Consider the following 25,153-nt stretch of genomic DNA (forward strand, 5'->3'; position numbering starts at 1 on the left):
GAGAACGCTGGGGGCTTTGTTCTGGAGCCGGCAGGCCCGCGCCCTGGATGGCGCCGCGTCCCATCGCAGATGAGGCGCCCCGCCCGAAAGACAACCACCCCGGGCCCGGACGCAAAAAAGCCCGCGCGAGGCGGGCTTGCGGGCGGGGGGGCGCGTCTTGCGGAAGACGGCGTTCAGGAGGCCGCGCTGGCGGCCGAGGCCGGCACGGAAGCCGGGGCCGATGCCGGCGACGACGCGGGCGCCTCCGGCGCATGCACGGCGTCGGCGCCGTGTTTCTCCCCGCTCATGTCCACCTTGTCTCCGGCCTTCATGATGACGAACAAGGACAGGGCGGCGAACAGAACGAAGCCCACAACGATTTTCCACATGCTCTTTGTCTCCTCAGTAGATGTCGATATTAGTCATCGCGATGCTGACGACGCGCTGACGCAGGACACCAACGGAGGGGAAAACGCAGCACCCAGAAAAAAAGCCCCACACCCTTGCAGGTGTGAGGCTTCGGCGATGCGCCGGCGATGGCACGGGCCGCCAGGGCCCGAGCCACCTCGCGTCATCAGAAGTTGTGGCGAACGCCCACGCCGAACGTGCGGGGATCGGCACCGTTGGCCAGCGTGCCCGTGTTGTTCACGAAGCCGTAGGCGTAGTTGGCGCCGGCCTGGTTCTTCACGTACGTGTAGGCAGCGTACACCTTGGTGCGCTTGCTCAGGTTGTAGTTGTAGCCCAGGATCAGCTGTTGAGCGCCGGAGTCAGCCACGTTGCTCCACTTGCTGGCCCAGATGTAGTTGGCGACCAGTTCGGAAGCGCCGAAGGCGTATTGGCCAGCGATGCCCACGGAGTTGCGGGTACCGACGACTTGGTAGTCGTTGCGCTGGTAGTAGGCGCCGACTTGGACAGCACCCACGGTGTAGTGGCCGCGCAGGCCGGCATCCCAGTTGTCACCCAGCTTGGCGTAGCCGGCGCCCAGGGCCACGGCACCGCTTTCCCAGTTGGCAGCCAGGTCGTAGGCGTTCTTGGCGCCGACGTTCAGGCCCAGGGGGTTGGTGCGGTTGGCCTTCTCGTGCATGCTGACCGTGCCTTCGGCCCAGAAGCCGCCCATTTCAGGCGTGCGGTAGCCGACCTTGTTGGCCTGGTTGCCGAAGGACACCGAGGTGTACAGCTGGTTGGCGAAGTTGCCCGTGTCGTGGTTGGGCTGGTCTTGCACGCCGTAGTCGGCGATGGCGTAGTAGGACTCGGGGATGAAGTTGCCCAGACGGACCATACCGAAGTTGCCCGACAGGTTCAGTTCGCTTTGGCGACCGAAGAAGGTGGCGTCGGTACGGCCGGTGGAGCTATCGAAACCGCTTTCCAGCTGGAAGCCAGCCTTCAGGCCGCCGCCCAGGTCTTCCACGCCCTTGAAGCCGAAACGGGACGCGTTGTTGTTCACGCCGTCTTGGGACAGGCTGCCCACTTTGGAGTGTTCGATGCTGGTGTTCACACGGCCGTACAGCGTGACGCTGCTTTGCGCGAAGGCTGCGGACGTGCTCAGCAGTGCCAGGGATGCGAGCAGGAGGCGGTTGGTTTTTTGCATTTGGGTTCCTTGAAGGCTTGGGTCCAGCGGGTAGTTGTAGGCACCGCTTTCAGCCTGTTGGGCCGTGAGCGCCGTGTGCAGCTACTGGCTCAAATTCTAGGTGTAAGCCTTCGGTTAACAGATGCGAATGTAGTTTTCGTGATTGTCATGATGTATCCCCGCCACACTTTCTCCACAATTCACCAATACGGAGCGGGGATGCACCACGATGACCCGGCTTGTGCGCCAGCACGGGTCATCTTTTCAGGCGTCTGGATTGATGCCGATCAATCTCCGGCGTAGATATCGACATCCTTGGTTTCGCGGATGAACAGCGTGCCGATGATGGCCGTAGCACCCGCGATGATGATGGGATACCAGAGGCCGTTGTACATGTTGCCGGTCTGGGCCACGATGGCGAACGACATGGTGGGCAGCAGGCCGCCGAACCAGCCGTTGCCGATGTGATAGGGCAGGCTCATCGAGGTATAGCGGATGCGCGTGGGGAACATCTCCACCAGCATCGCCGCGATGGGGCCATAGACCATGGTCACCAGCAGCACCAGGTAGGTCAGGATGACGATCATCATCACCTTGTTCATCTTGGCGGGGTCGGCCTTGGCGGGGTAGCCCTCGGCCTTCAGCGTATCGGACACGGCCTTCTTGAACGCGGAGTCCTTGGCCTTCAGCTCGTCACCCGCAATGCCCTTGGCCGAATAGCTCGGGATGGTGGCCTGGCCGATCTTGATGATGGCCGGCGTGCCGGGCGCGGCGACCTCGTTGTCGTAGCTCACCGAACTGGCGGCCAGCACCTGCTTGGCCACGTCGCACGAGCTGGTGAACTTGGCGGTGCCGGTGGGGTTGAACTGGAACGAGCACTCGGCCGGGTCCGCCACGATCACCACCTTGTTCTTGGCCTGCGCTGCGGCCAGGTCAGGGTTGGAGGCTTCGGTCAGGGCCTTGAAGACCGGGAAATAGGTCAGCACGGCCAGCACGCAGCCCAGCATGATGATGGGCTTGCGGCCGATCTTGTCGGAGAGCGAGCCGAACACCACGAAGAACGGCGTGCCGATCAGCAGGGCCGCGGCGATCAGCAGGTTGGCCGTGACGGCATCGACCTTGAGCTGCTGCGTGAGGAAGAAGAGTGCGTAGAACTGGCCCGTGTACCAGACCACGGCCTGGCCGGCGGTCAGGCCGATCAGCGCCAGGATCACGATCTTCAGGTTCTTCCATTGGCCGAAGGATTCGGCCAGCGGCGCCTTGGAGGTCTTGCCCTCGGCCTTCATCTTCTGGAAGGCGGGCGACTCCGACAGCGTCAGGCGGATCCACAGCGAGACGCCCAGCAGCAGCACGGAGACGAGGAACGGAATGCGCCAGCCCCAGTCGCCGAAGGCTTCCTCGCCCATGACGGTGCGGGTGCCCAGGATGACCAGCAGCGACAGGAAGAGGCCCATCGTGGCCGTGGTCTGGATCCACGACGTGTAGGCGCCGCGCTTGCCCTGTGGCGCGTGCTCGGCCACATAGGTCGCCGCGCCGCCGTACTCGCCGCCCAGCGCCAGGCCCTGCAGCATGCGCAGCGCGATCAGGATCACGGGCGCCGCCACGCCGATGCTGGCGTAGGTGGGCAGCAGGCCCACGATGAAGGTCGAGAGGCCCATGATCAGGATGGTCACCAGGAAGGTGTACTTGCGCCCGATCATGTCGCCCAGGCGGCCGAACACCAGCGCGCCGAAGGGCCGCACGATGAAGCCCGCCGCGAATGCCAGCAGCGCGAAGATGAAGGCCGAGCCCGCATCCAGGCCGCTGAAGAACTGCTTGGCGATGATGGCCGCGAGCGAGCCGTAGAGGTAGAAGTCATACCACTCGAAAACGGTGCCTAGCGACGAGGCCAGGATGACTTTTCTTTCTTCCGGCGACATGGGCCGGGAAGCGACGTTGGTAGCCATGGTGCTTGTCTCCATGAATTGCGGGACGTGAACGGCGGCACTCCACAGAGGTGCCTGCGGCCGCAATATGGGTGCGCCATCTGACCGAAAGCTGACAGGCGCGCGCGGCCTGCGGCAGGCGCCGCCGGGCGCCTCTTACGCGCCGCTGACAAAACCCGGCGCAACCCCTAGCGCCGTTTTCTCGATGCGGGAATGGAGGGGAAAGCGCCGCGCGCCACGGCCTCTGGCGCCCGTGGCGGCCCGGGTAAACACCGAGGTTTCCGGCCGGGAAATCCCTGCCCGGGACAAACCCGCAGGAGCGGCCTGCGCGGCGCGGTTCAGCGGGCCGCAGCGCCCGCGGCGTGGCCCGGCAGGCCGCTGGGCACCTGCGCGGAGGCGTCCCAGGCCGGGCCGTCGAACCAGGGGTCCGTGCCCTCCAGGCAGGCGCGCAGCATGGGCAGGCTGTCCAGCCCCCAGAAGAGCCGCTCGCCCACCAGGAAGCTGGGCACGCCGAAGACGCCGCGCGCCATCGCCTCGTCGGTGTTGGCGCGCAGCAGCGCCTTGGCCGCCGCGCCCTGGCCGCCGGGGTCGGGGCGCAGCTGCGATTGCAGCTCGGCCTGCAGCGCCTCCAGCCGGGCCGGGTCGAGCGCGTCGTGCCCGCCCAGCCACACATGGCGCAGCACCGTGCCGGCCACGAAGCGGTTGATGCAGCCGTCGTCGCTGCAGGCCAGGGCCAGGCGCAGCAGGGGCAGCGGGTTGAACGGGTGGTTCGCCGGCAGGTCCAGCCCGCAGCCCTGGGCCTGGCCCAGCCAGCTCGCGTGGCGGAAGGTCCACTCGCGCTTCGGGGGCACGCCCGCCGGGCCCGGGTTGGCATGCTGGTGCAGCAGCGCGCCGAGCAGCACCGGGCGATAGCGCACCTCGTAGCTCAGGCCCTGCAGCGCGCGCGGCAGCGCGTCGAAAGCCAGCCAGGCATAGGGCGAGACGAAGTCCAGGTAGCAGGTGATCTGGTGCATGGCGCGGCTCCGGTGAGGGGTTGGGGGAAACGGCCTGGGCCCGCCTTCAGCGCGGCGGCAGCGATGCCGCCGGCCCTGCGGCGAGTGCCTGCGGCACGGGCAGGCCGGCACGCTGCAGCAGCGCGGCCCAGATGGCGCGGCGCTGCGCGGGGCCGGCGCCGGACCAGGCGCCGATCTCGTCCAGCGTGCGGAAGCACCCCAGGCAGTGGCCGGCTTCGGGCGCCATGCGGCACAGGCTGATGCAGGGCGACGGCACCGCGCCGTCGCTTTCCACATCGAAAAGGCCTGCAGCGCCCGCATCACGGGCGCGTGCAGCTATCAGATCCGTAGCATTCACGATGTGACGGTCGGGTTCAGGCGGCCTCGGGCGGCGGCTGCGTGACGTCGGCCACCGGCGCCTGCGTGAGCGCCTCCAGGTCGTGCGGGCGCAGCTGGAACACGCCGTGCGGGTGGCCGGCGGCGGCCCAGATCTCGTCGAAGCGGAACAGTTCGCGGTCGATCAGCGTGACGGGCGGCGTGGCATGCGCCACGGGCGAGACGCCGCCGATGGTGAAGCCCGTCTTGGCCTTGACGAAGTCGGCGTCGGCGCGGCCGGTCTTGCCGACCAGCGCATCGACCTTTTTCTCGTCCACGCGCCGGTCGCCCGAGGTGACGACCAGCACCGCCACGTCGTCGCTCTTGCGCCGGAAGATGATGCTCTTGGCGATCTGGCCCACCGAGATGCCCAGGGCGTCGGCCGCCTGCTGCGCGGTGCGCGCGGCGCTGTCGAGCATGCGCGGGGCATGCGGATGGCCCAGGGCCTGCAGCGCGGCGGCCACGCGCTGCACGCCTTCGGGAAGGGTTTGAAGTTCAGCACCGCACATGATGGAAGCGTCCTGTCGTTCGATGGAAAACGCCGATCTTAGAACGTGCTCACGTTCTGAGAACGGCCAGCACGTCCGGGCCGCCACCACGGCTGCGCGCTCAAGCCGCGCGTTCCCGCATCACGGCCGGCCCCTGCTCGGCCAGGTCCCAGAACAGGCCGGCCATGATCTCCAGCGATTCGCGCGTGACGTCGGCCAGGATGTGTTCGTTGGGCGCGTGCTGCGAGCAGGCCGGGTAGGAATGCGGCACCCACAGCGTGGGCAGGCCCAGGGTTTCGGAGAACACGTCGTTGGGCAGGGAGCCGCCCAGGTTGGGCAGCAGCGCCGGGCGCCGGCCGGTGGTGCGCTCCATGGAGGCCAGGCCCCAGCGCACCCAGGCGTCGTCCGGGTCCAGGCGCGTGGCGGCCATGTGCACGTCGGTGGCGCGCACCTCCACGTCGTCGAAGCCGTGCGCGGCCAGGTGGGCGCGGATGTGGCCGAGGAAGTGCGCCGCATCGCTGCCCACCACGTAGCGCATGTGGCAGTGCGCCCGCGCCGTGGCCGGAATGGCGTGGACCGGCATGGCCGGGTTGCCGCAGGTGAAGGCCAGCACCTCCAGGCTGTTCCAGCCGATGACGCGCTCGGCGGGCGTGAGGCCGGGCTCGCCCCAGTCCGGGTCGATCTCCGGGTCGCCGGCGCTGCCGCCCACCTCGATGTCGCGCAGCGCCACGCGCACGCTCTCGGGCAGTTCCTGGGGCAGCAGGCCCGGCACGAGGATGCGGCCCTTCGCATCCACCAGCGTGGCGATGGCGTGGGCCAGGCGGATGCCCGGGTTGCGCAGCAGCCCGCCCCAGTTGCCGGAGTGGTGGCCGCCGTCGCGCAGGTCGAGGTGCAGGTCGAAGTTGAAGACGCCGCGCGAGCCCAGGAACATCGTGGCCCGCGAGGCCGACACGCGGGGCCCGTCGGAGGCGAGGAACAGGTCGGCGGCCAGGAAGTCGCTGTGCAGCGCGCAGACCTCGTCGAGGCCGGGCGAGCCGTCTTCCTCGCCCATCTCCAGGATGATCTTCACGTTGTAGCCCAGCACGCCGCCGCGGGCCTGGAGCACCTGCTCCAGCGCGGTGAAGTTGATGGTGTGCTGGCCCTTGTTGTCGGCCGTGCCGCGGCCGTACCAGCGGTTGCCGTCCACCACGATCTTCCAGGGCTGCAGGCCCTCGCGCCACTGCGCCTCGTAGCCGCGCACCACGTCGCCGTGGCCGTAGGTGAGCACGGTGAAGGCGGCGCCGGCCTCGATGCGCTCGGCCAGCAGGAAGGGGCTCTTGCCCGGCACAGGGTTGTCCACGATGCGGCAGCCGAAACCCAGCGAGCGCAGCAGCGGAGCGATCTCGTCGCTCAGGTAGGCGTACAGCTGCGGCAGGCTGGCGGCGTCCTGGCTCTCGGTGCGGAAGGCGACGCGGCGGTCGAGCGTTGCCTGGAAGCGCCCGTCGTCGAAGACGGCGACGGTGCGTGCGATGGCGGATTCACGGGTCATGGCGGGCTCTCGGGTGGCGGTGTCGGTAGAGAAGACGGTGGCAGGCATCAGGCGAAGGCCTCGCGGTCGATGTCGGGCAGGCCCAGCCCGGGCTCGGGCGTGAGGGCCGAGGCCAGCAGCATGCGGGTGTAGGGGTGCTGCGCGGCGGCGAAGATCTGCTCGCGCGTGCCCTGCTCGACGATGCGGCCCCGGTGCATCACGGCCACGCGGTCCACCAGATGCTCCACCACGCCCAGGTCGTGGCTGATGAACAGATAGGTGAGGCCGAACTCGGCCTTCAGGTCCAGCAGCAGGTTCAGGATCTGCGCCTGCACGGACACGTCGAGCGCCGAGGTGGGCTCGTCGCAGACCAGGATCTCCGGCCGCAGCACCAGGGCGCGGGCGATGGCCACGCGCTGGCGCTGGCCGCCCGAGAGCTGGTTGGGGTATTGCCGGTGCGTGCGCTCGGGCATGCCGACCAGATCGAGCATGGCTTTCACGGCGCGATCCTGCTCGGCGGCCGTGCCCACGCCGTGCAGGCGCAGCGGCACGCCGACGATGTCGGCCACGGTGCGGCGCGGGTTGAGCGAGGAATACGGGTCCTGAAAGATGGGCTGGATGCTGCGGGCCAGCGCGCGGCGCTGGCGCGGGTCGATCTCCTTGCCGCCGATCAGCACGTTGCCCGAGGTGGGCGGCAGCAGGCCCAGCAGCATCTTGGCCAGCGTGCTCTTGCCGCAGCCGGACTCGCCGACCAGGCCCAGCGTCTCGCCCTTGCGGATGCGCAGCGACACATCGCTCACGGCCTGGATGCTGCCCGAGGGCTTGAACAGGCCGCGCTTGAGCTTGAAGCTGCGGCTGAGCGCGCAGAGCTCCAGCGCGATGTCTTCGGAGCCGCCCACCGCGCCCGCATGCAAGGGCAGTTTCCAGGCCAGGGAATCGGTCATGGCGTTCATGCGGCCTCCGCCAGTGCCAGGGTTGCGGATGGGGCGGCGGCGACGCAGCGCACGGCGTGGCCCGGTGCCACTTCGGTAAACGGCGGCGCCACGCTGCAGGCCGGCTGGGCCTGGCTGCAGCGGTTCGCGAAGGCGCAGCCCTGCACATCGCCGACGAGGCTGGGAACCACGCCGGGAATGGCCTGCAGCCGGCTGCCCGGCAAGGTCTTGCCGCGCACGGGAATGCAGCGCAGCAGGCCCTGGGTGTAGGGGTGCGAGGGCTGCTCGAAGAGCTGGTCCACGGGCGCCGTCTCGACCACCTCGCCCGCGTACATCACGGCCACGCGGTCGGCGATGCGCGCCACCACGCCCAGATCGTGCGTGATGAACACCACGGCGGTGCCGAACTCCTGCTGCAGCTCGCGGATGAGGCGCAGGATCTGCGCCTGGATGGTCACGTCCAGCGCCGTGGTGGGCTCGTCGGCGATGATCAGGTCGGGCCCGCACATCAGCGCCATGGCGATCATCACGCGCTGGCGCAGGCCGCCCGAGAGCTGGTGCGGGTACTGGCGCAGGCGGTCGGCCGCCTGGGGCACGCCGGCGCGCTCCAGCAGGTAGAGGGCCCGCTCGCGCGCCTCGGCGGCCGTCGCCTTGCGGTGGGCGCGCAGCGCCTCGCACAGCTGGTCGCCCAGCGTGTACGAGGGGTTCAGCGAAGTCATGGGCTCCTGGAAGATCATGGACATGCGCGCGCCGCGCAGCCGCGACATGCCGCGCTCGTCCTGCGCCTGCAGGTCGATGCCGTCGAACTGCAGGCGGTCGGCCGACCGCCGGGCCCTGGCGGGCAGCAGGCCCATCAGCGCCAGCGAGGTCATGGACTTGCCGCAGCCCGACTCGCCCACCAGGCACAGCATCTCGCCGCGCCGCACATGGAAGTCGACGCCGCGCACGGCATGCAGCATGCCGCGCTCGGTGGGCAGATCGACCCGCAGGTTCTTCACATCGAGAAGGATGCTCATCGGGGGTTCTCCTCGGTTGCGTTCAATGGCGGCCGTCGGGGGCGGCCACGTCGCGGATGCCGTCGCCCACGAGGTTGATGGCCAGCACCAGCACCGCGAGCACCACGCCCGGAATCATGATCACCCAGGGCTGGAAGAACATGTACGCCTTGCCCTCGGCCACCATCAGGCCCCACGAGGGCGTGGGCGGCTGCACGCCCAGGCCCAGGAAGGACAGCGTGGATTCGAGCAGGATGGCGTGGGCCATCTCCAGCGTGGCCACCACGGTGAGCGCGCCCATCAGGTTGGGCAGCAGCTCGCGCACCAGGATGTAGGGCGTGGAGGCGCCCAGGCTCTTGGCGGCGGCGATGAACTCGGCATCGCGCAGCTGCTGCGTGGCCGATCGCGTGACGATGGCGAAGCGGTCCCACAGCAAGAGGCTCAGCAGCACGATCACCACCTTGAGCGAGCCGCCCACCAGCGAGGCCATGGCCAGGGCCACCAGCACCACGGGCATGGCCAGGCGGCAGGTGATGACGTAGCTCACCACCGCGTCCACCCGGCCGCCGAAGTAGCCGGCCAGCACGCCCAGGGTGGTGCCGATCAGCCCGGCGACGAGCGCGGTGACGAAGCCGATCACCAGCGACACGCGCGCGCCGTAGAGCAGGCGGCTCAGGTAGTCGCGCCCCAGCTTGTCGGTGCCCAGCACGTGTTCCCAGGTGCCGCGCTCCTGCCACACGGGCGGGATGAGGCGCTGCGTCACGTCCTGCGCGAAGGGGTCGTGCGGCGCGAGCCAGGGCGCGAACACCGCGGCCAGCACGGCCAGGCCGAGCACGATGCTGCCGATCAGCAGCCCGCGGTGGCCGGCCACGCGGCGCAGCGTGCGGCGCCAGGCCGGCACGGGCAGCGCGGCCAGCGCCGAGGTGCCGGGCAGGGGCAAGGAGGTCGTCGTCATGGGATGCCTTCTTTCTCAGCGGGTGCGCATGCGCGGGTCGAGCGCGGCGTTGAGCACGTCGGCCACGAAGGTGAGCGCGATGTAGAACGTGGCGATGATGAGCACCACGGCCTGCACCACGGGGTAGTCGTTGCGGGCGATGGAGTCCCACGCCAGCTGGCCCAGGCCCTGCAGCGAATAGACCGACTCGATCACCACCGAGCCGCCCAGCATGAAGCCCAGCTCCACCGCCGCCAGCGCCACCACGGGGATGATGGCGTTGCGCAGCGCGTGCTTGAACACCACGCGCGCCGGCGACAGGCCCTTGGCGCGCGCCGTGCGGATGTAGTCCGAGCCCATCACGTCCAGCATGCCGGCGCGGGTCAGCCGCATGAGCGAGGGCATGGCGTAGTAGCCCAGCGCCACGGCCGGCAGCACGAAGTTCTGCCAGCTGGCGTTGCCCGCCACGGGCAGCCATTTCAGGCCCACGGAGAACACCACGATCAGCGCCAGCGCGAACCAGAAGTTCGGCATGGCCTGGCCGATGGTGGCCACCAGCAGCGCCAGGCGGTCCACCCAGGTGTCGCGGTAGAGCGCCGCCGCCACGCCCAGCGGGATGGCCACGGCCACCGCCAGCAGCAGCGACACGGCGCCGAGCTTGAGCGTGATCGGAAGGCGCTCGCCCACCAGCTCCATCACCGTGTTCTGGAAGTAGAACGAGCGGCCGAAGTCCAGCTGCAGGGCCGAGCCCAGCCATTCGAAGAACTGGGTGACCATGGGCCGGTCCAGGCCGTACTGCACGCGGATCTTCTCCACGTCGGCAGCGCTCGATTCGGGGCCGGCGATGGCCGTGGCCAGGTCGCCCGAGAGGTGCAGCAGCAGGAAGCTCACCACCGCGACGGTGAGCATCACGGCCAGCGCCACCGCCAGCCTGCGCAGGATGTAGGTCAGCATGGTCTTGTCAGCGTGGGGGTTGCGGGGCGTTCACCGGGCGCGCGGCGGCGGCTCACTTCCAGCGCGCCTGCGCGAAGCGCGGCAGCTCGTCGGGCCAGGCGTCGAAGGCCAGGTCCTTGGTGAAGGCGTAGTTGGTCGAATACGAGAACATCGGCGCCCACATCGCCTCCTTGCTGATGCGCTCCAGCGCCTGGCCGTACTTGGCGAGGCGGTCGGTCTTGTCGGTGCTGCTGTCGGCGGTCTGCAGCAGGGCGATGGTCTGCGCGTCCTTGGCCGTGTCGTCCGGCCCGCCCTTGAAGAAGTTGCCGACGAAGGCCGAGGCATCGCTGATGGAATACGAGCCCCAGGCCTGGAAGGAGAGCGGCGCGCGGCCGGAGCGGACCTCGGTGCGCAGCGCCGGGTACTGCACGAAATGCAGCCGGGCGCGGATGCCCACCTTGCGCAGGTCGCCGATCAGCGCCTCGGCGTATTCGCGCTCGCGGTAGGCCCACAGGTCGGTGTCGAAGCCGTTGGGGTAGCCCGCCTGCGCCAGCAGCTCCTTGGCCTTGGCGGGGTTGTATTCGTAGCGCACCACCTTGCTGGTCACGCAGCCCACCTGCATGCGAAAGCACGGCGCATACACGGGCTGGCTGCCGCCGCGCACCAGGCTGTCGGCGAAGCCCTTGCGGTTGATGGCGTAGTTCACGGCCTGGCGCACGCGCACGTCCTTGAACGGTGCGGACTCGGGCGTGGTGCCCACGTTGTTGATGGTGACGAAGCCCACGCGCATGGTCTCGCCGCTGAGCACCGTGATCTGGGGCATACCGGCCTTCATGGACTCGGCCTGGTCGGCCGGCACGCGCCAGATCCAGTCGATGGCGCCGGTCATGAGCTGGGCGGCGCGGGCCTCGGGGTCGCGCACCACCACGAACTTCACCGTGCCGATGTGCGGCTGGCCCACGGGGCTGTCCTTGAAATAGGCCGGGTTCTTGACCATGGTCACGCCCTGCCCGGGCACCACGGCCGTGATCCTGTAGGGGCCGGTGCCCACGGGGGCCTTGCTGAAGCCCTCCAGCCCCACCTTCTTGAAGTAGGCCGCCGGGTAGATGGGCGTGGGGCCGGCCAGGTATTCGAGCGCGGCGGGGAACGGCGTCTTGAGGTGGATGCGCACCTGCAGCGGGCCCACCACCTCGACGTTCTTGATCCAGTCGGTGTTCTGGCGCGTGGCGATCTTGGCGTCCGGGCCGTTGACCACGTTGAAGGTGTAGGCCACGTCCTCGGCGCTGAACGGGTCGCCGTTGTGGAACTTCACGCCCGGGCGCAGCGTGACCAGCAGCGCCGTGGGGGACTCCCACGTCCACGCGGTGGCCAGCTGGGGCTTGTGCTCGCCGGTCTTGGGGTCGCGGTAGATCAGCGTGTCCCAGGCCATGTTGGCCAGGATCACGCCTTCGCGCATGTTGTTGTGGTAGGGGCTGACGTTCTCGACCTCGTTGTCCGAGGCATACACCAGCGTGTCGTTGGCCTTGCCCGCATGGGCTGCGGCAGCGAGGGACAAGGCCGTGAAAACCGCTGCGCAGCCGCGGCGCACCAGCGTGGAGGAAAGATGACCCATTTCGGAAACTCCTTCGTCAGACAAACAACGCAACGCGTGTCGAGGAGCAAGAATGGGACACAAAGGCCGTTCGCACTATTACCGTTTTCGTAGCCCAGCGATGCCGCCGCGGCAACGAGCCATTTCGGCGGATGCCGCCATCCGGAATGACCCGCAGGCGCGCTGGCACGGTGCATGCAACCATGCCGGCCCATGAACCGCACCCCGCTCATCGCCCGCCAGCTGCAGGACACGGCGCTGCGCTACTTCCTGGAGGTCGTGCGCTGCGGCTCGATCAGCGAGGCCTCGGCGCGGCTGTCCGTGGCGGGCTCGGCCATCAGCCGCCAGATCGCGCAGCTGGAGGACGTGCTGGGCACGGCCCTGTTCGAGCGCCATGCGCGCGGCATGGTGCCCAGCGCGGCCGGCGAGCTGCTGGCCACGCACGCGCTCAAGTCCGCGCACGATGCCGAGCGCGTGGTGCAGGAGATCCAGTCGCTGCAGGGCATGCGGCGCGGCCGCGTGCGCATCGCCGCGACCGAAGGCTTCGCCATGGAGTTCCTGCCCCGGCTCATCAGCGAATTCCACCAGCTGCACCCGGGCGTGCAGTGCCACCTGAGCGTGCATGCGCCGGGCGAATGCACGCGGCGCGTGCTGCACAGCGACGCGGACATCGGCATCGTGATGAGCCGCCACACCGAAAAGGACATCAAGGTGGAGCACCTGCAGCCCGCGCCGCTCGGGGCCGCGATGCGCCAGGGCCATCCGCTGTCGCGCTTCAGGCAGATCAGTCTCTCGCAGCTGCTGGCCTACCCCATCGCCCTGCCCGAGGCCGACACCACCGTGCGCCAGCTGTTCGACATCGCCTGCAGCCGCCAGCGCTTGGCGGTGGAGCCGACGCTGACGAGCAACTACATCGGCGCGCTGTTCGGCTTTCTGCGCCACCGCGAGGACGGCGTCACGGTCTGCGGGCTGATCTCCGTGCGCAACCAGGTGGACCGGGGCGAGCTGGCCTTCGTGCGGCTGCGCGACAAGGGGCTGGACCTGCGCAACATCGAGGTGCAGACCCTCATCGGCCGCACGCAGCCCAAGGCGGCGCAGGCCTTTCTGGAGCACCTGCGCGAGGGGCTGAGCGGGGTCGGGCTGCGTTGAGCGGCCTTGGCTCAATGCTATGCAATGCATAGCGCAATGCGCAGCCGCAGTGCGGGCTGAAGGCCCAGAAAACCCCAAGCCTGGCCGGCGATTGCGCCAGCGCCAGCCGGTGCAACGCCCAGCCCGGAGGAGGACTCAGCCAGCGCGCTTGTTCAGCAGCGCCGTGGCCGCGCGCGAGTTCGGCTTGCGGCCCAGGAAGCCGCTGATGTAGTCGCCCGCGTCGATGAGCCAGTCCAGGTCGATGCCGGTCTCGATGCCCATGCCGTGCAGCATGTAGACCACGTCTTCGGTCGCCACATTGCCGGTGGCGCCCTTGGCATAGGGGCAGCCGCCCAGGCCGGCCACCGAGGTGTCGAACTGCCACACGCCCAGCTCCAGCGCAGCCAGCGTGTTGGCCAGGGCCTGGCCGTAGGTGTCGTGGAAGTGGCCGGAGATGTCGTCCACGGCGTAGTGCGCGAGCGTGGCCTCGATGGCGCGCTGCACCTTGACCGGCGTGCCCACGCCGATGGTGTCGGCCACGCCGATGTGCTGCACGCCGATGCCCTTCATGAGCCCGGCCAGGTAGCCCACGCGCTCGGGCGCCACCTCGCCTTCGTAGGGGCAGCCCACGGTGCAGCTCATCGCCCCGCGCACGTGGATGCCCGCCGCGCGCGCGGCTTCCACCACGGGGGCGAAGCGCTCGATGCTCTCGGCGATGCTGCAGTTGATGTTCTTCTGGCTGAACGCCTCGCTGGCCGAGCCGAAGACCACGATCTCGTCGGGCCGGTCGGCCACGGCCGACTCGAAGCCCTTCATGTTGGGCGTGAGCACCGAATAGCGCACGCCGGGCCGGCGCTCGATGCCGGCCATGACGGCATGGTTGTCCGCCATCTGCGGCACCCACTTGGGGCTCACGTAGCTGGTGACCTCGATCTCGCGCAGGCCCGCATCCTGCAGGCGGTGCACGAGGCCGATCTTCACCTCGGCGGGCACGGGCGCCTTTTCGTTCTGCAGGCCGTCGCGCGGGCCCACATCGACGATCTTGACGCGGCGGGGGTAGTGGTTGCTCATGAAGACATCCTCAAGCTGTGAATTCCGCGCGGGGCGGCGGCGCTGCGGGCGCCAAAGCTGCCCGCGCTCCATCCGTCCCTCAATAGCCGCGCTCGCGATCGACGACGCCCGCCAGGGGCTCGCCGCGCTGCAGGGCCGCGATCTTGCCGGCGATCTGCGCAATGCTTTCGTCGCGCAGCGTGCGCGCCGAGGTGTGCGGCGTGGCGACGATGCGCGGGTGGTTCCAGAACGGGTGGCCGGCCGGCAGCGGCTCGGTGCGGAACACGTCGAGCGTGGCGCCGGCCAGGTGGCCGGAATCGATCAGCTCCAGCAGGTCTTCCTCGACCACGTGCGCGCCGCGCGCCACGTTGATGAGGTAGGCCCCGGCGGGCAGGCGCGAGAGCGTCGCGCGGTCCAGCAGGTTCTCGGTCTCGGGCGTGAGCGGCAGCAGGTTGACCAGCACGCGGCTGGCGGCCAGGAAGTCATCGAACTGGCCGGCGCCCTCGAAGGCGCGCACGCCCGGCACGCTCTTGGGCGAGCGGCTCCAGCCCAGCACGGGGAATTCGAAATGCGCCAGCGCCCGCGCCACGCGCTCGCCCAGCACGCCCAGGCCCATCACGCCCACAGTGAATTCCGAGCGCAGGCGCGGCTTGCGGTAGCCCCAGCGGCCGCCGCGCATGTCGGCCTCGTAGGCGTCCAGCTCGCGGAAGTGGCGGATCACCGCATGGCAGACGTACTCGGCCATCTGCACCGACATGCCCGCATCGTCGAGCCGCACCACCTGCGCGCCGGGCGGCAGCCGCAGGCGCAGCAGCGCATCGACGCCCGCGCCGATGTTGAAGAGCACCTTCAGGCCGGGCTGCTCGTCGAGGAATTGCTGGGGCGGCGCCCAGACCACGGCGAAGTCGGCCTGGGGGGCGCCCGGTTGCCAGACGGAAACATGGGCGCCCGGCAGTGCGGCGCGCAGGCCGGCCACCCAGGGCTCGGTCTTGGTATCGGTGCAGCAGATGGTGATGTTCATGGCCCGCTAGCCTACCTTGCAGCGCATGCCGCCGCTGTCACGCAGCCGCCAGGCGCAGCAGCTCGGCGCCTTCGGTCACCTGGTCGCCGGGGGCGTAGAGCAGTTCCTGCACCACGCCGTCGGCGGGGGCGGCGATGGTGTGCTCCATCTTCATGGCCTCCATCACCGCCAACGGCTGGCCGCGCGAGACGGCGTCGCCCGCGCGCACGGCGAAGGACACCACCTTGCCCGGCATGGGCGCGGTCAGGCGCCCGCCTTCGGCCTGGGTGTCGCCCGCATGGGCCAGCGGGTCCACGGTGTCGATGCGCGTGGCGCCTGCGGGCGTGAAGACGTGCACGGCCTCGCCCAGCACATGCACGGTGGCGCGCGTGCGGCGGCCGGCGAACTGCAGGTCGATGGACTCCCCTGCGCCCTCGCCGCCCGGCGCCTCGGCGAAGGCCAGCGGGCCGGCCACCTCGCCCACTTCCAGCGTCGGCGTGCTGCCGGGGGCATAGCGCAGCCAGGCCTGCACGGCCTCGCCGCCGAAGACGAAATCGAACGCGCGGCGATGCAGGCCGCCCAGGCGCCAGCCGTCGCGCCGGCTGAACGGGCTGCCGGGCACCTCGGCCTGCCGCTCGCGCAGCAGGGTGGCGGCCACGGCGGCGGCGGCGGCCAGCGGCAGGCCCACGGGTTCCTGCTGGAACAGCACGGCCGATTCGCGCTGGATCAGGGCCGTGTCCAGCTTCGCCTGCGTGAAGGCGCCGCTCGCGGCCACGCGGCGCAGGAACTGCACGTTGGTCGCCAGGCCCACGATGCGGGTCTGCGCCAACGCCTCGTCCAGCCGCGCCAGGGCCTGCTCGCGCGTGTCGCCCTGCACGATGAGCTTGGCGATCATGGAGTCGTAGAACGGGCTGATCGCGTCGCCCTCGCGCACGCCGTCGTCGATGCGCACCGGCGCCCGCTCGAAGCTGGCCGCGGCCGGCTTGCGATAGACATGCAGCGTGCCGGTGGCGGGCAGGAACTGGTTGTCGGGGTTCTCGGCGCAGATGCGCGCCTCGATGGCGTGGCCGGTGATGCGCAGTTCGTCCTGCGTGCAGGGCAGCGGCTCGCCGCTGGCCACGCGCAGCTGCCACTCCACCAGGTCCTGGCCGGTGATGGCCTCCGTGACCGGATGCTCCACCTGCAGGCGGGTGTTCATCTCCATGAAATAGAACTTCATGTCCTCGGGCCGCTCGTAGCCGCCCGGCTGCTCGACGATGAATTCCACCGTGCCCGCGCCCACGTAGTTCACGGCACGCGCGGCGGCCACGGCGGCGGCGCCCATGCGGGCGCGCAGCTCGGGCGTCATGCCGGGCGCGGGGGCTTCCTCCAGCACCTTCTGGTGGCGGCGCTGCACGGAGCAGTCGCGCTCGAACAGATAGACCAGGTTGCCGTGCGTGTCGCCGAAGACCTGGATCTCGATATGGCGCGGGCGCTGCACGTACTTTTCGACCAGCACCGCGTCGTCGCCGAAGCTGCCGATCGCCTCGCGCTTGCACGAGGCCAGCGCGGCCGCGAAGTCCTCGGCCTTCTCGACCGCGCGCATGCCCTTGCCGCCGCCGCCCGCGCTGGCCTTGATGAGCACGGGGTAGCCGATGCGGTCGGCCTCGCGCTGCAGCAGTGCCGGGTCCTGGTCATGGCCGTGGTAGCCGGGCACCAGGGGCACGCCGGCCTTCTCCATGAGCTGCTTGGACTCGGCCTTCAGGCCCATGTCCTTGATGGCCGAAGGCGGCGGGCCGATGAAGACGAGGCCGGCCTCGGCACAGGCGCGGGCGAAGTCCTCGTTCTCGGACAGGAAGCCGTAGCCCGGGTGGATGGCCTCTGCTGCGCAGGCGCGGGCGGCGTCGATGATGCGTTCCCAGCGCAGATAGCTGTCCTTGGGCGCGCTGCCGCCGATGTGGACGGACTCGTCGCAGGCGGCGACGTGCTTGGCGTCGGCATCGGCGTCGGAATAGACGGCGACGGTCTTCACGCCCAGGCGGCGGGCGGTGGAAGCCACCCGGCAGGCGATCTCGCCGCGGTTGGCGATCAGGATCTTCTTAAACATGGCGCCCTCCTTCGATCAGAACTTTCTTGAACATTCAAACCACCTTCGCAGGACTGGAAAAAAGGGCCGAGAGGCGCCGCAGCACCGCCCGCAGGAACTTGAACAGCAGCGCCAGCAGCAGCACCGACACCGCCAGCATCACGGCCAGGGCCAGGCCGAAGAGCAGCGGGTGCTGCGTGGCCAGCCAGACCACGAGGACGACCAGGCCGTCCTCGAAGAAGGACAGCAGCCAGTTGGAGAACGGCTCGGGCGAGGTGTTGGCCGCCGCCCGCGTGGTCATCTTGGTGGCCAGCGCCGTGGCCGAGAGCGAGCCGCCCACCAGCCCCGCCGCGAGCGCCATGGCGCCGTTGTCGGCCCCGAAGACGCCGGCCGCCAGCAGCGCGCCGGCCGGCACGCGGATGAAGGCGTGGACCGCGTCCCAGGCGCTGTCGAGCCAGGGCACCTTGTCGGCGAAGAATTCGACGCACAGCATGAAGCCGCTGGCCCAGAGCACCGCCGGATGCTGCAGGAGCGCCAGGCCGGGCGGCAGGGGCAGCCAGCCGGCCCAGCCCATCAGGCCGATCAGGAACACCACCGCATAGAGCCGGAAGCCGCTGGCCCAGCCCAGCGCGGCGGCCAGGGCCATCAGGGCGGGCATGTCCAGATGGGCCGAGGCCTGGCGCGCGCCGTCGGCCACCGTCTGCGCGGTGCCGGCATCGATGTGCAGGCCCAGCGCATGCCACCACTGCACCAGGGAGAGCCAGATCGCGTCCATGGCCTGCCGCCCTGCCCTGCCTTCAGCCCGCCGGCGCCAGCCAGGACGGCTTGCGCTTGTTCAGGAAGGCCTGCACGCCCTCGCGCCCCTCTTCGCTCGCGCGGATGTCGGCGATGCCCTCCACCGTCGCGGCGATCAGCGCGTCGTCGATGGCGCGGCCGGCCACGTCGTTCACCAGCCGCTTGCAGGCGCGCACGGCCTGCGGGCTGTTGGCAGACAGCGTGCGCGTCCACGCATCGACGGTGGCGTCGAGCGCCGCCGCATCGGCCGCCACCGCATGCACGAAGCCGATGCGCAGCGCCTCGGCCGCATCGAAGCGTTCGGCCGTGAGGAAGTAGCGCTGCGCGGCGCGCGTGCCCATGGCGCGGATCACATAGGGGCTGATGGTCGCGGGGATGAGACCGAGCCTGACCTCCGAGAGGCAGAAACCCGCCGTCTCCACCGCCACCGCCATGTCGCAGGCAGCCACCAGGCCCATGCCGCCGGCATAGACATCGCCCTGCACGCGGGCGATGGTGGGCTTGGGGCATTCGGCGATGGTGCGCAGCATGGCCGCCAGCAGCGCGGCATCGGCGATGTTCTCGCCGCGCGTGTAGTCGGCCATGCGCCGCATCCAGTTCAGGTCGGCACCCGCGCAGAAGGCCGGGCCCTCGGCCGCCAGCACCACGGCCCGCACGTCGCTGCGCGCGCCCACGTCCTCGAAGGCGGCGGTGATGGCGGCGATGACCGCGTCGCTGAAGGCGTTGCGCACTTCGGGCTGGGTCAGCGTGATGCGCGCGACGGCGCCGGACTGGGTGATGGCGAGAGGGGCTTGGCTCATGGCTGGGAGGGGTTCCGCAGGTAAGGGACGAAATCGATTTCCGGCGCCGGGCGGCCCAGCGCGGTCAGCGCCGCCGTGATCTGCCCGCGGTGGTGGGTGGAATGGTTGAAGACGTGCGCCAGCAAGCCGGCAAAGGGCAACGATGCCGGAACACCCTGGCTGGTCGTGTAGTCCAGCGTGCCGGCCCAGCGCTCGGCCGGCAGCGCGGCGATCAGCGGCTCCCAGCGTGCCGTGCCGGCCCGCAGGCGCTCGTCCAGCCGGGCGCGGTCGGGCTCGGCCTCCGCATCCAGCGCCACACGCGGCGAGAAGCCTTCGGCAAAGCGCACGAACCACAGCAGCTGCTCGCCTACCAGCAGGTGGTTGAGCGTGCCGTGGATGCTGCGGAAGAACAGGCCCGCATCGCGCCGGTAGTCGGCGTCGGACACTTGCGCCACGGCATCGAGCAGGCGCGCCGTGGCCCAGGCGTTGTAGCGGGCCAGCTGGGCGAAATGGGCGTTGAACGGATGGCTCATGGCGAAGACTCCTTGCGGGCAGCGAACACCCGGGGCCAGAACGCGTCGAGCGCGGCCAGCGCCTGCACGCGCGCTGCCGGGTTGCCGCCCTGGTGCACGCCCTGGGGCGAGACGCCGTTGGGCACGTCGGCGCGCAGCCGCACCGGGCCGGCGCCGTCGAAGCCGTGGTAGCTGTCGGCATAGACGTGCAGGGTGACGTCGCTGCCGGGCCGCGCCTGCAGCGCCTGCGCGAAGTCCACGCAGGGCTGGGCGGGCGTCCAGTCGTCCAGCGCACCCAGCTGCATCAGCAGGGGCACGGGCTCCAGCGCGGCATGCCGGCGCTGCAGCGGGCCGCAGCCGGGGTAGAACACGGCCGCGCCGGCCAGGGGCACATCGCCCGGCGCGGGGTGCAGCCGGCGCTGCTCCAGCAGATTGAGCGTGGTGGTGCCGCCGTTGGACCAGCCCATCACGCCGATGCGCTGCGCATCCACGCCGGGCTGCGCCGCCAGCCAGGCGATGGCGGCGCGCGCGTCCTGCACCCGCACGGCCACGGGCACATCGCGATCGCGGTAGCGGGTGCTGCAGATGGACTGCAGGCCGCGCGAGCCGAAGCTGTCGGGCAGCAGCACGGCATAGCCGGCCGCATGCAGGCTGGCCGCGGTCTCGCGGTAGCGCTGGGCCAGCTGGCCGCTGCGGGCATAGAGGCCGCCGCAGCCGTGCAGCGCCATCACGGCCGGCTGCGGATGGGCGGGGCCGGCGCCTTCCGCCGGCCACCAGTAGGCCTGCAGGCTCTCGCCGCCAGGCAGGGGCAGGCGCACGGGCTGCAGATGCGCGCTGGCAGGCGTTGCGGGCTCCGCAGCATCGGCAGCGCCCGCGGGCAGGCCGACGGACTGGCACGCAGCCAGCAAGGCGCAGAGCAGCAGGGGCGCGATGAGGCGGGCGCAGCGGGTCATGGCTTGGGCCAGACGATCTGGTCGTCCACGGCGTAGAGATGGCAGGTGCCGCCCTTGGCCTGGGCGTTGCGCGTGCAGCGCTCCATGGCGGCGTTCATGGCGTCGGCGCGGTCATAGAAGTAGGCCCAGGCGCCGGTTTCGGCAATGGCGAAGGCGCGCGGGAAGGGCGTGGCCAGGAACTTCCGGTAGCCCTCGCGCGCGGCCTCGCCCACGTGGGGGATGGCCGCCGCATCGCCGACGGGGAAGGCATCGGTGGCGGCCGGCGGTGCATGGTCGTGCTGCAGGCCGGGCAAGGCGATGGTGACCTGCGATGGCAGGCCCAGTTCGGCCAGGAACTTGTCCACCTCGGGCACCCAGATCTTCAGGCCGGCGCGCGAGGCGAACATGCCGTGCGCATCCGACGCGAAAGGGCCGTAGGCCACCAGCCGGGCCGGCGCGCCGCCGGCCACATAGCGGGCATACATGTCGCGCCACAGGGCCTCGGGCCAGTAGCTGTCATTGCTGCCGTAGAACCAGAGCGAGGGCAGGCGCGCCGTCTTGCCATAGGCGCCCATGGCGCCGGCCAAGGCGCCCTCCCAATTCACGCAGTTGTCGTTGTTCAACCCGCCCGCGAAGTTGATATAGCCCTTCACGCCCTGTGCCGGCGGCAGTGAACTGAGCGCCATGGTGGTGAGGCCCCCATGCGACTGGCCCGCCACCACGATGCGGCTGTTGTCCGCATCGGGCACGGTGCGCAGGTAGGCCAGCACGGCCTGCACGTCTTCGGCCTGCGCCAGCCCGTTGCCTTCGGTATTGCAGCCACCGCCGATGTAAGCGCCGGTCGATTGCGAGAAGCCCTGCCGCATGGGAATGACCACCATGTAGCCGCGCGACAGGAAGGTGCGCACGGCCGGCTCGTACCGCGCCCGCGCCTGGAAGCGCGGGTTGCCGTGCTGCTTGCCGTGGTTGATGACGACGATGGGGAAAGGCCCCTGCCCCGGCGGGCGGAAGAAGGTGGTTTCCAGCGACGTGGACAGCATGCCGCTGCCCTTGGGCACCATCACGACCTGCTCGCGCAGGCCGGCGTCCAGCGGCGCGGGCGGGGCGCTCTGCGCCACGGCACCCGCGCAGACGGCGGCAATCGCCAAGCCGCAGAGGCGGCGCACGATGGAACGAAGGAAACAACGTGGCATGGAACAGCACTCCCTTTCTGATGACGTTTTCGTCTTTGAGAAGGGAAAAATCCTACATGCGGAATACGCCGAACTTCATGTCGCCGATGGGTGCGTTGCGCGCAGCCGCCAGCCCCAGCGCCAGCACGCGCCGCGTGTCGGCCGGATCGATGATGCCGTCGTCCCAGAGCCGCGCCGTGGCGTAGTAGGGGTGGCCCTGGTCTTCGTACTGCTGGCGGATCGGGGCCTTGAAGGCCTCTTCCTCCTCGGCGCTCCATTGCCCGCCCTTGGCCTCGATGCCGTCGCGCTTGACGGTGGCCAGCACGCTGGCGGCCTGCTCGCCGCCCATCACGCTGATGCGGGCGTTGGGCCACATCCAGAGGAAGCGCGGGCTGTAGGCACGGCCGCACATGCCGTAGTTGCCGGCGCCGAAGCTGCCGCCGATGATGATGGTGAACTTCGGCACGTTGGCCGTGGCCACGGCCGTGACCATCTTGGCGCCGTTGCGCGCGATGCCTTCGTTCTCGTACTTGCGGCCCACCATGAAGCCGGTGATGTTCTGCAGGAAGACCAGCGGGATCTTGCGCTGGCAGCACAGCTCGATGAAGTGCGCGCCCTTCAGGGCCGATTCGGAGAACAGGATGCCGTTGTTGGCGATGATGCCCACGGGCATGCCTTCGATGTGGGCGAAGCCGGTGACCAGCGTGGTGCCGAAGCGGGCCTTGAACTCGTCGAACGCGCTGCCATCGACGATGCGGGCGATGATCTCGCGCACGTCGAAGGGCTTGCGCGTGTCCACCGGGATCACGCCGTACAGCTCCTCCGCTGCGAATCTGGGAGCAGCAGGCGCAGGCTGATCGAGGGCTGCAGGCTGACGGGCGTTCAGGTTCTTGACGGCAGCGCGCGCCAGGGCCAGCGCGTGCAGGTCGTTCTGGGCCAGGTGGTCGGCCACGCCCGAGAGGCGCGTGTGCACGTCGCCGCCGCCTAAGTCTTCCGCCGTCACCACCTCGCCCGTGGCGGCCTTCACCAGCGGCGGGCCGCCCAGGAAGATGGTGCCCTGGTTCCTGACGATGATGGTCTCGTCGCTCATGGCGGGCACGTAGGCGCCCCCGGCCGTGCAGGAGCCCATGACCACGGCGATCTGGCCGATGCCCTGCGCGCTCATGTTCGCCTGGTTGTAGAAGATGCGGCCGAAGTGGTCGCGGTCGGGGAAGACCTCGTCCTGGTTGGGCAGGTTGGCGCCGCCCGAATCGACCAGGTAGATGCAGGGCAGGCGGTTCTGCTCGGCCACCTCCTGCGCGCGCAGGTGCTTCTTGACGGTGAGAGGGTAGTAGGTTCCGCCCTTCACCGTGGCGTCGTTGCAGACCACCATGCAGTCCACGCCGGCCACGCGGCCGATGCCGGCGATCAGGCCCGCGCCGGGCGCGTCGCCGCCGTACATGCCCAGCGCGGCGAGCGGCGCCAGCTCCAGGAAAGGCGTGCCCGCATCCAGCAGCCGGTCCACCCGCTCGCGCGGCAGCAGCTTGCCGCGCGCGACGTGCTTGGCGCGCGCGGCCTCGCCGCCGCCCTGGGCGACCTGGACGAGCCGGGCGCGCAGGTCGTCCACCAGGGCGCGCATGGCGGCGGCATTGGCCAGGAAGTCCGCCGAGCGGGCATTGAGTTGGGTGTCGAGGATCATGGTGTTCCGGTGTCGGGCAAGGGTCGGGCGATGGGCCGGCCATAGGCCGGGGCCTGCGGATGGAGGGCGACCGCAGCTCAGGCGGTGCGGCTTTCCTGCAGCCCCAGCTGTTCCTTCATCGCTTCGCGGATCTTGAATTTCTGGATCTTGCCGGTCACCGTCATCGGAAACTCGGTGACGAAGCGGATGTGGCGCGGCACCTTGTAGTGCGCGATCTGGCCCTGGCAGAAGGCGCGGATGCCTTCTTCGGTGGGCTCGGCGCCGGGCTTGGCGATGATCCAGGCGCAGAGCTCTTCGCCGTAGCGCGCGTCGGGCACGCCCACCACCTGCACGTCCTGCACCTGCGGGTGGCGGTAGAGGAATTCCTCGATCTCGCGCGGATAGACGTTCTCGCCGCCGCGGATCACCATGTCCTTGATGCGGCCGACGATGTTCACGTAACCCTCGGCGTCCATGGTCGCCAGGTCGCCCGTGTGCATCCAGCCTTCGGCGTCGATGGCCTCGCGGGTCTTGGCTTCGTCGCCCCAGTAGCCGTGCATGACCGAATAGCCGCGCGTGCAGAGCTCGCCCGAGGTGCCGCGCGGCACCACGGCGCCGGTTTCGGGGTGGATGATCCGCACCTCCAGGTGCGGCTGCACCGTGCCCACGGTGGACACGCGCTTGTCCAGCGGCGTGGCGGTGCTGCTCTGGCAGCTGACCGGGCTGGTCTCGGTCATGCCGTAGGCGATGGTGATCTGCTCCAGGTGCATGTCGCGCACCACGCGCTTCATCACCTCGATGGGGCATGGCGAGCCGGCCATGATGCCGGTGCGCAGGGTGGAGAGGTCGAACTCCGCGAAGCGCGGATGGTCCAGTTCGGCGATGAACATGGTGGGCACGCCGTGCAGGCCGGTGCAGCGCTCGGCCTGCACGGTCTCCAGCACCTTGAGCGGGTCGAAGCCATCGCTGGGATAGACGATGGCCGCGCCGTGCGTCACGCAGGCCAGGTTGCCCAGCACCATGCCGAAGCAGTGGTAGAGCGGCACGGGAATGCACAGGCGATCTTCGGGCGTGAGCTGCATGCATTCGCCGATGAAGAAGCCGTTGTTGAGGATGTTGCGGTGCGTGAGCGTGGCGCCCTTCGGAAAGCCCGTGGTGCCGCTGGTGAACTGGATGTTGATCGGGTCGGTGCTCTTCAGCGTGGCGGCCACGGCGTCGATGCGCGCGTCCTGCGCGTCGCCCCGCGCCATCAGTTCGGAAAAGCGCAGCAGGCCGGGCTCGTCGGCGCCCTGCCCCGGGCCTTCGTCGATCCAGACCACGGTGCGCAGCGCGGGCAGGCGCGCGGCCTGCAGGGCGCCGGGCGCGGCGGCGGCCAGCTCGGGCGCCAGTTCGCGCAGCATGGCCAGGTAGTCGCTGGTCTTGAAGCGCGCCATGGTCACCAGGGCCTTGCAGCCGACCTTGTTCAGCGCGTATTCGACCTCGGCCGTGCGGTAGGCCGGGTTGATGTTGACCAGCACCAGGCCGACCTGGGCGGTGGCGAACTGCATCAGCACCCATTCGGCGTTGTTGTGCGACCAGATGCCGACGCGGTCGCCCGGCGCAAGCCCCAGGCCCAGCAGCGCGCCGGCCAGGCGGTGCACGGCGGCGTGCAGTTCGGCATAGGTGTAGCGCAGGCCCTGGTGGCGGCTCACCAGCGCCTCGCGGCCGGGCTGGCGGGCGGCCATGGCGGCGAAGAAGTCGCCCAGGGTCTGCTCGATGAGCGGCACGTGGGTGTCGCCCCGGGCGTAGCTCAGGGCGGTGGAGGCGGGCGAAGCAGCGATGGTCACGGCGGTGTCTCCTGGCGGG

At 69.9% G+C, this 25,153-nt stretch carries 23 protein-coding genes; 1 reads left to right on the forward strand and 22 read right to left on the reverse strand.

The window, feature by feature from the left end; all coding sequences use genetic code 11:
• Nucleotides 1–173: 173 nt before the first annotated feature.
• From BM070_RS13410 to BM070_RS13465, 12 genes are all read right to left on the reverse strand, one after another.
• Nucleotides 174–368 (reverse strand): hypothetical protein, encoded by a 195-nt coding sequence (locus tag BM070_RS13410; protein ID WP_092939912.1) that lies wholly within the window; start codon nucleotides 366–368, stop codon nucleotides 174–176.
• A gap of 185 nt (nucleotides 369–553) precedes the next feature.
• Nucleotides 554–1,567, reverse strand: a complete 1,014-nt coding sequence (locus BM070_RS13415) for a porin (RefSeq protein WP_092939913.1) — start codon at nucleotides 1,565–1,567, stop codon at nucleotides 554–556.
• A gap of 266 nt (nucleotides 1,568–1,833) precedes the next feature.
• A complete protein-coding gene (locus BM070_RS13420; protein WP_092939914.1) occupies nucleotides 1,834–3,492 on the reverse strand; it encodes an MFS transporter in 1,659 nt (552 codons plus the stop codon).
• A 317-nt stretch (nucleotides 3,493–3,809) separates the two neighbouring features.
• A complete protein-coding gene (locus BM070_RS13425; protein WP_092939915.1) occupies nucleotides 3,810–4,484 on the reverse strand; it encodes a DsbA family protein in 675 nt (224 codons plus the stop codon).
• Between the two features lie 46 nt (nucleotides 4,485–4,530).
• Complete coding sequence (locus BM070_RS13430; RefSeq protein ID WP_092939916.1) at nucleotides 4,531–4,821, reverse strand: DUF1289 domain-containing protein; 291 nt, start codon at nucleotides 4,819–4,821, stop codon at nucleotides 4,531–4,533.
• Between the two features lie 16 nt (nucleotides 4,822–4,837).
• The gene (locus BM070_RS13435) at nucleotides 4,838–5,347 is read right to left on the reverse strand and encodes a YbaK/EbsC family protein (RefSeq protein WP_092939917.1); all 510 of its coding nucleotides are present in this window, start codon (nucleotides 5,345–5,347) and stop codon (nucleotides 4,838–4,840) included.
• A 100-nt stretch (nucleotides 5,348–5,447) separates the two neighbouring features.
• Entirely contained in the window at nucleotides 5,448–6,854 is a 1,407-nt protein-coding gene (locus BM070_RS13440) for a M20 family metallopeptidase (protein WP_092940006.1), read from the reverse strand.
• Between the two features lie 47 nt (nucleotides 6,855–6,901).
• Nucleotides 6,902–7,777, reverse strand: coding sequence for an ATP-binding cassette domain-containing protein (locus BM070_RS13445; protein ID WP_092940007.1), 876 nt, complete (start codon nucleotides 7,775–7,777; stop codon nucleotides 6,902–6,904).
• A gap of 5 nt (nucleotides 7,778–7,782) precedes the next feature.
• The gene (locus tag BM070_RS13450) at nucleotides 7,783–8,781 is read right to left on the reverse strand and encodes an ABC transporter ATP-binding protein (protein WP_092939918.1); all 999 of its coding nucleotides are present in this window, start codon (nucleotides 8,779–8,781) and stop codon (nucleotides 7,783–7,785) included.
• A 22-nt stretch (nucleotides 8,782–8,803) separates the two neighbouring features.
• Nucleotides 8,804–9,715, reverse strand: coding sequence for an ABC transporter permease (locus BM070_RS13455; RefSeq protein ID WP_092939919.1), 912 nt, complete (start codon nucleotides 9,713–9,715; stop codon nucleotides 8,804–8,806).
• Nucleotides 9,716–9,730: 15 nt separating this feature from the next.
• Complete coding sequence (locus BM070_RS13460) at nucleotides 9,731–10,648, reverse strand: ABC transporter permease (RefSeq protein ID WP_092939920.1); 918 nt, start codon at nucleotides 10,646–10,648, stop codon at nucleotides 9,731–9,733.
• Between the two features lie 52 nt (nucleotides 10,649–10,700).
• On the reverse strand, nucleotides 10,701–12,239 hold the full coding sequence (locus tag BM070_RS13465; protein WP_092939921.1) for an ABC transporter substrate-binding protein: 1,539 nt from the start codon (nucleotides 12,237–12,239) through the stop codon (nucleotides 10,701–10,703).
• A 192-nt stretch (nucleotides 12,240–12,431) separates the two neighbouring features.
• Between BM070_RS13465 and BM070_RS13470 the strand changes: the two genes are divergently transcribed.
• On the forward strand, nucleotides 12,432–13,367 hold the full coding sequence (locus tag BM070_RS13470) for a LysR family transcriptional regulator (protein WP_092939922.1): 936 nt from the start codon (nucleotides 12,432–12,434) through the stop codon (nucleotides 13,365–13,367).
• A gap of 135 nt (nucleotides 13,368–13,502) precedes the next feature.
• Here BM070_RS13470 and BM070_RS13475 read toward each other — a convergent pair whose 3' ends face one another.
• The 10 genes from BM070_RS13475 to BM070_RS13520 all read right to left on the reverse strand — a co-directional run bounded on the left by BM070_RS13475 (nucleotide 13,503) and on the right by BM070_RS13520 (nucleotide 25,128).
• Nucleotides 13,503–14,417 (reverse strand): hydroxymethylglutaryl-CoA lyase, encoded by a 915-nt coding sequence (locus BM070_RS13475; protein WP_092939923.1) that lies wholly within the window; start codon nucleotides 14,415–14,417, stop codon nucleotides 13,503–13,505.
• Between the two features lie 79 nt (nucleotides 14,418–14,496).
• Complete coding sequence (locus BM070_RS13480) at nucleotides 14,497–15,417, reverse strand: 2-hydroxyacid dehydrogenase (protein ID WP_092939924.1); 921 nt, start codon at nucleotides 15,415–15,417, stop codon at nucleotides 14,497–14,499.
• Nucleotides 15,418–15,454: 37 nt separating this feature from the next.
• Nucleotides 15,455–17,482: an acetyl-CoA carboxylase biotin carboxylase subunit gene (locus BM070_RS13485; RefSeq protein ID WP_092939925.1), complete on the reverse strand. Its 2,028-nt coding sequence runs from the start codon at nucleotides 17,480–17,482 to the stop codon at nucleotides 15,455–15,457.
• 34 nt (nucleotides 17,483–17,516) lie between these two features.
• Nucleotides 17,517–18,236, reverse strand: coding sequence for a DUF4126 domain-containing protein (locus BM070_RS13490; RefSeq protein WP_092939926.1), 720 nt, complete (start codon nucleotides 18,234–18,236; stop codon nucleotides 17,517–17,519).
• 22 nt (nucleotides 18,237–18,258) lie between these two features.
• Nucleotides 18,259–19,056, reverse strand: coding sequence for an enoyl-CoA hydratase/isomerase family protein (locus BM070_RS13495; RefSeq protein WP_092939927.1), 798 nt, complete (start codon nucleotides 19,054–19,056; stop codon nucleotides 18,259–18,261).
• Nucleotides 19,053–19,568 carry a DinB family protein gene (locus tag BM070_RS13500; protein WP_092939928.1) on the reverse strand — a complete coding sequence of 172 codons (516 nt, stop codon included), beginning with the start codon at nucleotides 19,566–19,568 and terminating at the stop codon, nucleotides 19,053–19,055. The genes BM070_RS13495 and BM070_RS13500 overlap by 4 nt, the downstream gene beginning before the upstream one ends.
• Entirely contained in the window at nucleotides 19,565–20,500 is a 936-nt protein-coding gene (locus BM070_RS13505; protein WP_092939929.1) for a dienelactone hydrolase family protein, read from the reverse strand. Before BM070_RS13505 ends, BM070_RS13500 begins: the two co-directional genes overlap by 4 nt.
• Entirely contained in the window at nucleotides 20,497–21,672 is a 1,176-nt protein-coding gene (locus BM070_RS13510) for a dienelactone hydrolase family protein (protein WP_092939930.1), read from the reverse strand. The genes BM070_RS13505 and BM070_RS13510 overlap by 4 nt, the downstream gene beginning before the upstream one ends.
• 52 nt (nucleotides 21,673–21,724) lie before the next feature.
• Nucleotides 21,725–23,329, reverse strand: a complete 1,605-nt coding sequence (locus BM070_RS13515; RefSeq protein ID WP_092939931.1) for a carboxyl transferase domain-containing protein — start codon at nucleotides 23,327–23,329, stop codon at nucleotides 21,725–21,727.
• 77 nt (nucleotides 23,330–23,406) lie between these two features.
• The gene (locus BM070_RS13520) at nucleotides 23,407–25,128 is read right to left on the reverse strand and encodes an AMP-binding protein (RefSeq protein WP_434803189.1); all 1,722 of its coding nucleotides are present in this window, start codon (nucleotides 25,126–25,128) and stop codon (nucleotides 23,407–23,409) included.
• Between the last annotated feature and the right edge of the window lie 25 nt (nucleotides 25,129–25,153).

Source organism: Paracidovorax wautersii (genome assembly GCF_900113035.1).
GTDB classification, from domain to species: Bacteria; Pseudomonadota; Gammaproteobacteria; order Burkholderiales; family Burkholderiaceae_C; genus Paracidovorax; species Paracidovorax wautersii.

Excerpts from the sequence above, each read along its gene's own strand:
- BM070_RS13485 (WP_092939925.1), bottom strand. The coding sequence starts at position 17,482 with ATGTTTAAGAAGATCCTGATCGCCAACCGCGGCGAGATCGCCTGCCGG.
- BM070_RS13470 (WP_092939922.1), top strand. The coding sequence starts at position 12,432 with ATGAACCGCACCCCGCTCATCGCCCGCCAGCTGCAGGACACGGCGCTG.
- BM070_RS13415 (WP_092939913.1), bottom strand. The coding sequence starts at position 1,567 with ATGCAAAAAACCAACCGCCTCCTGCTCGCATCCCTGGCACTGCTGAGC.
- BM070_RS13505 (WP_092939929.1), bottom strand. The coding sequence starts at position 20,500 with ATGACCCGCTGCGCCCGCCTCATCGCGCCCCTGCTGCTCTGCGCCTTG.
- BM070_RS13475 (WP_092939923.1), bottom strand. The coding sequence starts at position 14,417 with ATGAGCAACCACTACCCCCGCCGCGTCAAGATCGTCGATGTGGGCCCG.
- BM070_RS13435 (WP_092939917.1), bottom strand. The coding sequence starts at position 5,347 with ATGTGCGGTGCTGAACTTCAAACCCTTCCCGAAGGCGTGCAGCGCGTG.
- BM070_RS13420 (WP_092939914.1), bottom strand. The coding sequence starts at position 3,492 with ATGGCTACCAACGTCGCTTCCCGGCCCATGTCGCCGGAAGAAAGAAAA.
- BM070_RS13490 (WP_092939926.1), bottom strand. The coding sequence starts at position 18,236 with ATGGACGCGATCTGGCTCTCCCTGGTGCAGTGGTGGCATGCGCTGGGC.
- BM070_RS13455 (WP_092939919.1), bottom strand. The coding sequence starts at position 9,715 with ATGACGACGACCTCCTTGCCCCTGCCCGGCACCTCGGCGCTGGCCGCG.
- BM070_RS13450 (WP_092939918.1), bottom strand. The coding sequence starts at position 8,781 with ATGAGCATCCTTCTCGATGTGAAGAACCTGCGGGTCGATCTGCCCACC.
- BM070_RS13460 (WP_092939920.1), bottom strand. The coding sequence starts at position 10,648 with ATGCTGACCTACATCCTGCGCAGGCTGGCGGTGGCGCTGGCCGTGATG.
- BM070_RS13500 (WP_092939928.1), bottom strand. The coding sequence starts at position 19,568 with ATGAGCCATCCGTTCAACGCCCATTTCGCCCAGCTGGCCCGCTACAAC.
- BM070_RS13495 (WP_092939927.1), bottom strand. The coding sequence starts at position 19,056 with ATGAGCCAAGCCCCTCTCGCCATCACCCAGTCCGGCGCCGTCGCGCGC.
- BM070_RS13465 (WP_092939921.1), bottom strand. The coding sequence starts at position 12,239 with ATGGGTCATCTTTCCTCCACGCTGGTGCGCCGCGGCTGCGCAGCGGTT.
- BM070_RS13410 (WP_092939912.1), bottom strand. The coding sequence starts at position 368 with ATGTGGAAAATCGTTGTGGGCTTCGTTCTGTTCGCCGCCCTGTCCTTG.
- BM070_RS13440 (WP_092940006.1), bottom strand. The coding sequence starts at position 6,854 with ATGACCCGTGAATCCGCCATCGCACGCACCGTCGCCGTCTTCGACGAC.
- BM070_RS13510 (WP_092939930.1), bottom strand. The coding sequence starts at position 21,672 with ATGCCACGTTGTTTCCTTCGTTCCATCGTGCGCCGCCTCTGCGGCTTG.
- BM070_RS13445 (WP_092940007.1), bottom strand. The coding sequence starts at position 7,777 with ATGACCGATTCCCTGGCCTGGAAACTGCCCTTGCATGCGGGCGCGGTG.
- BM070_RS13515 (WP_092939931.1), bottom strand. The coding sequence starts at position 23,329 with ATGATCCTCGACACCCAACTCAATGCCCGCTCGGCGGACTTCCTGGCC.
- BM070_RS13425 (WP_092939915.1), bottom strand. The coding sequence starts at position 4,484 with ATGCACCAGATCACCTGCTACCTGGACTTCGTCTCGCCCTATGCCTGG.
- BM070_RS13480 (WP_092939924.1), bottom strand. The coding sequence starts at position 15,417 with ATGAACATCACCATCTGCTGCACCGATACCAAGACCGAGCCCTGGGTG.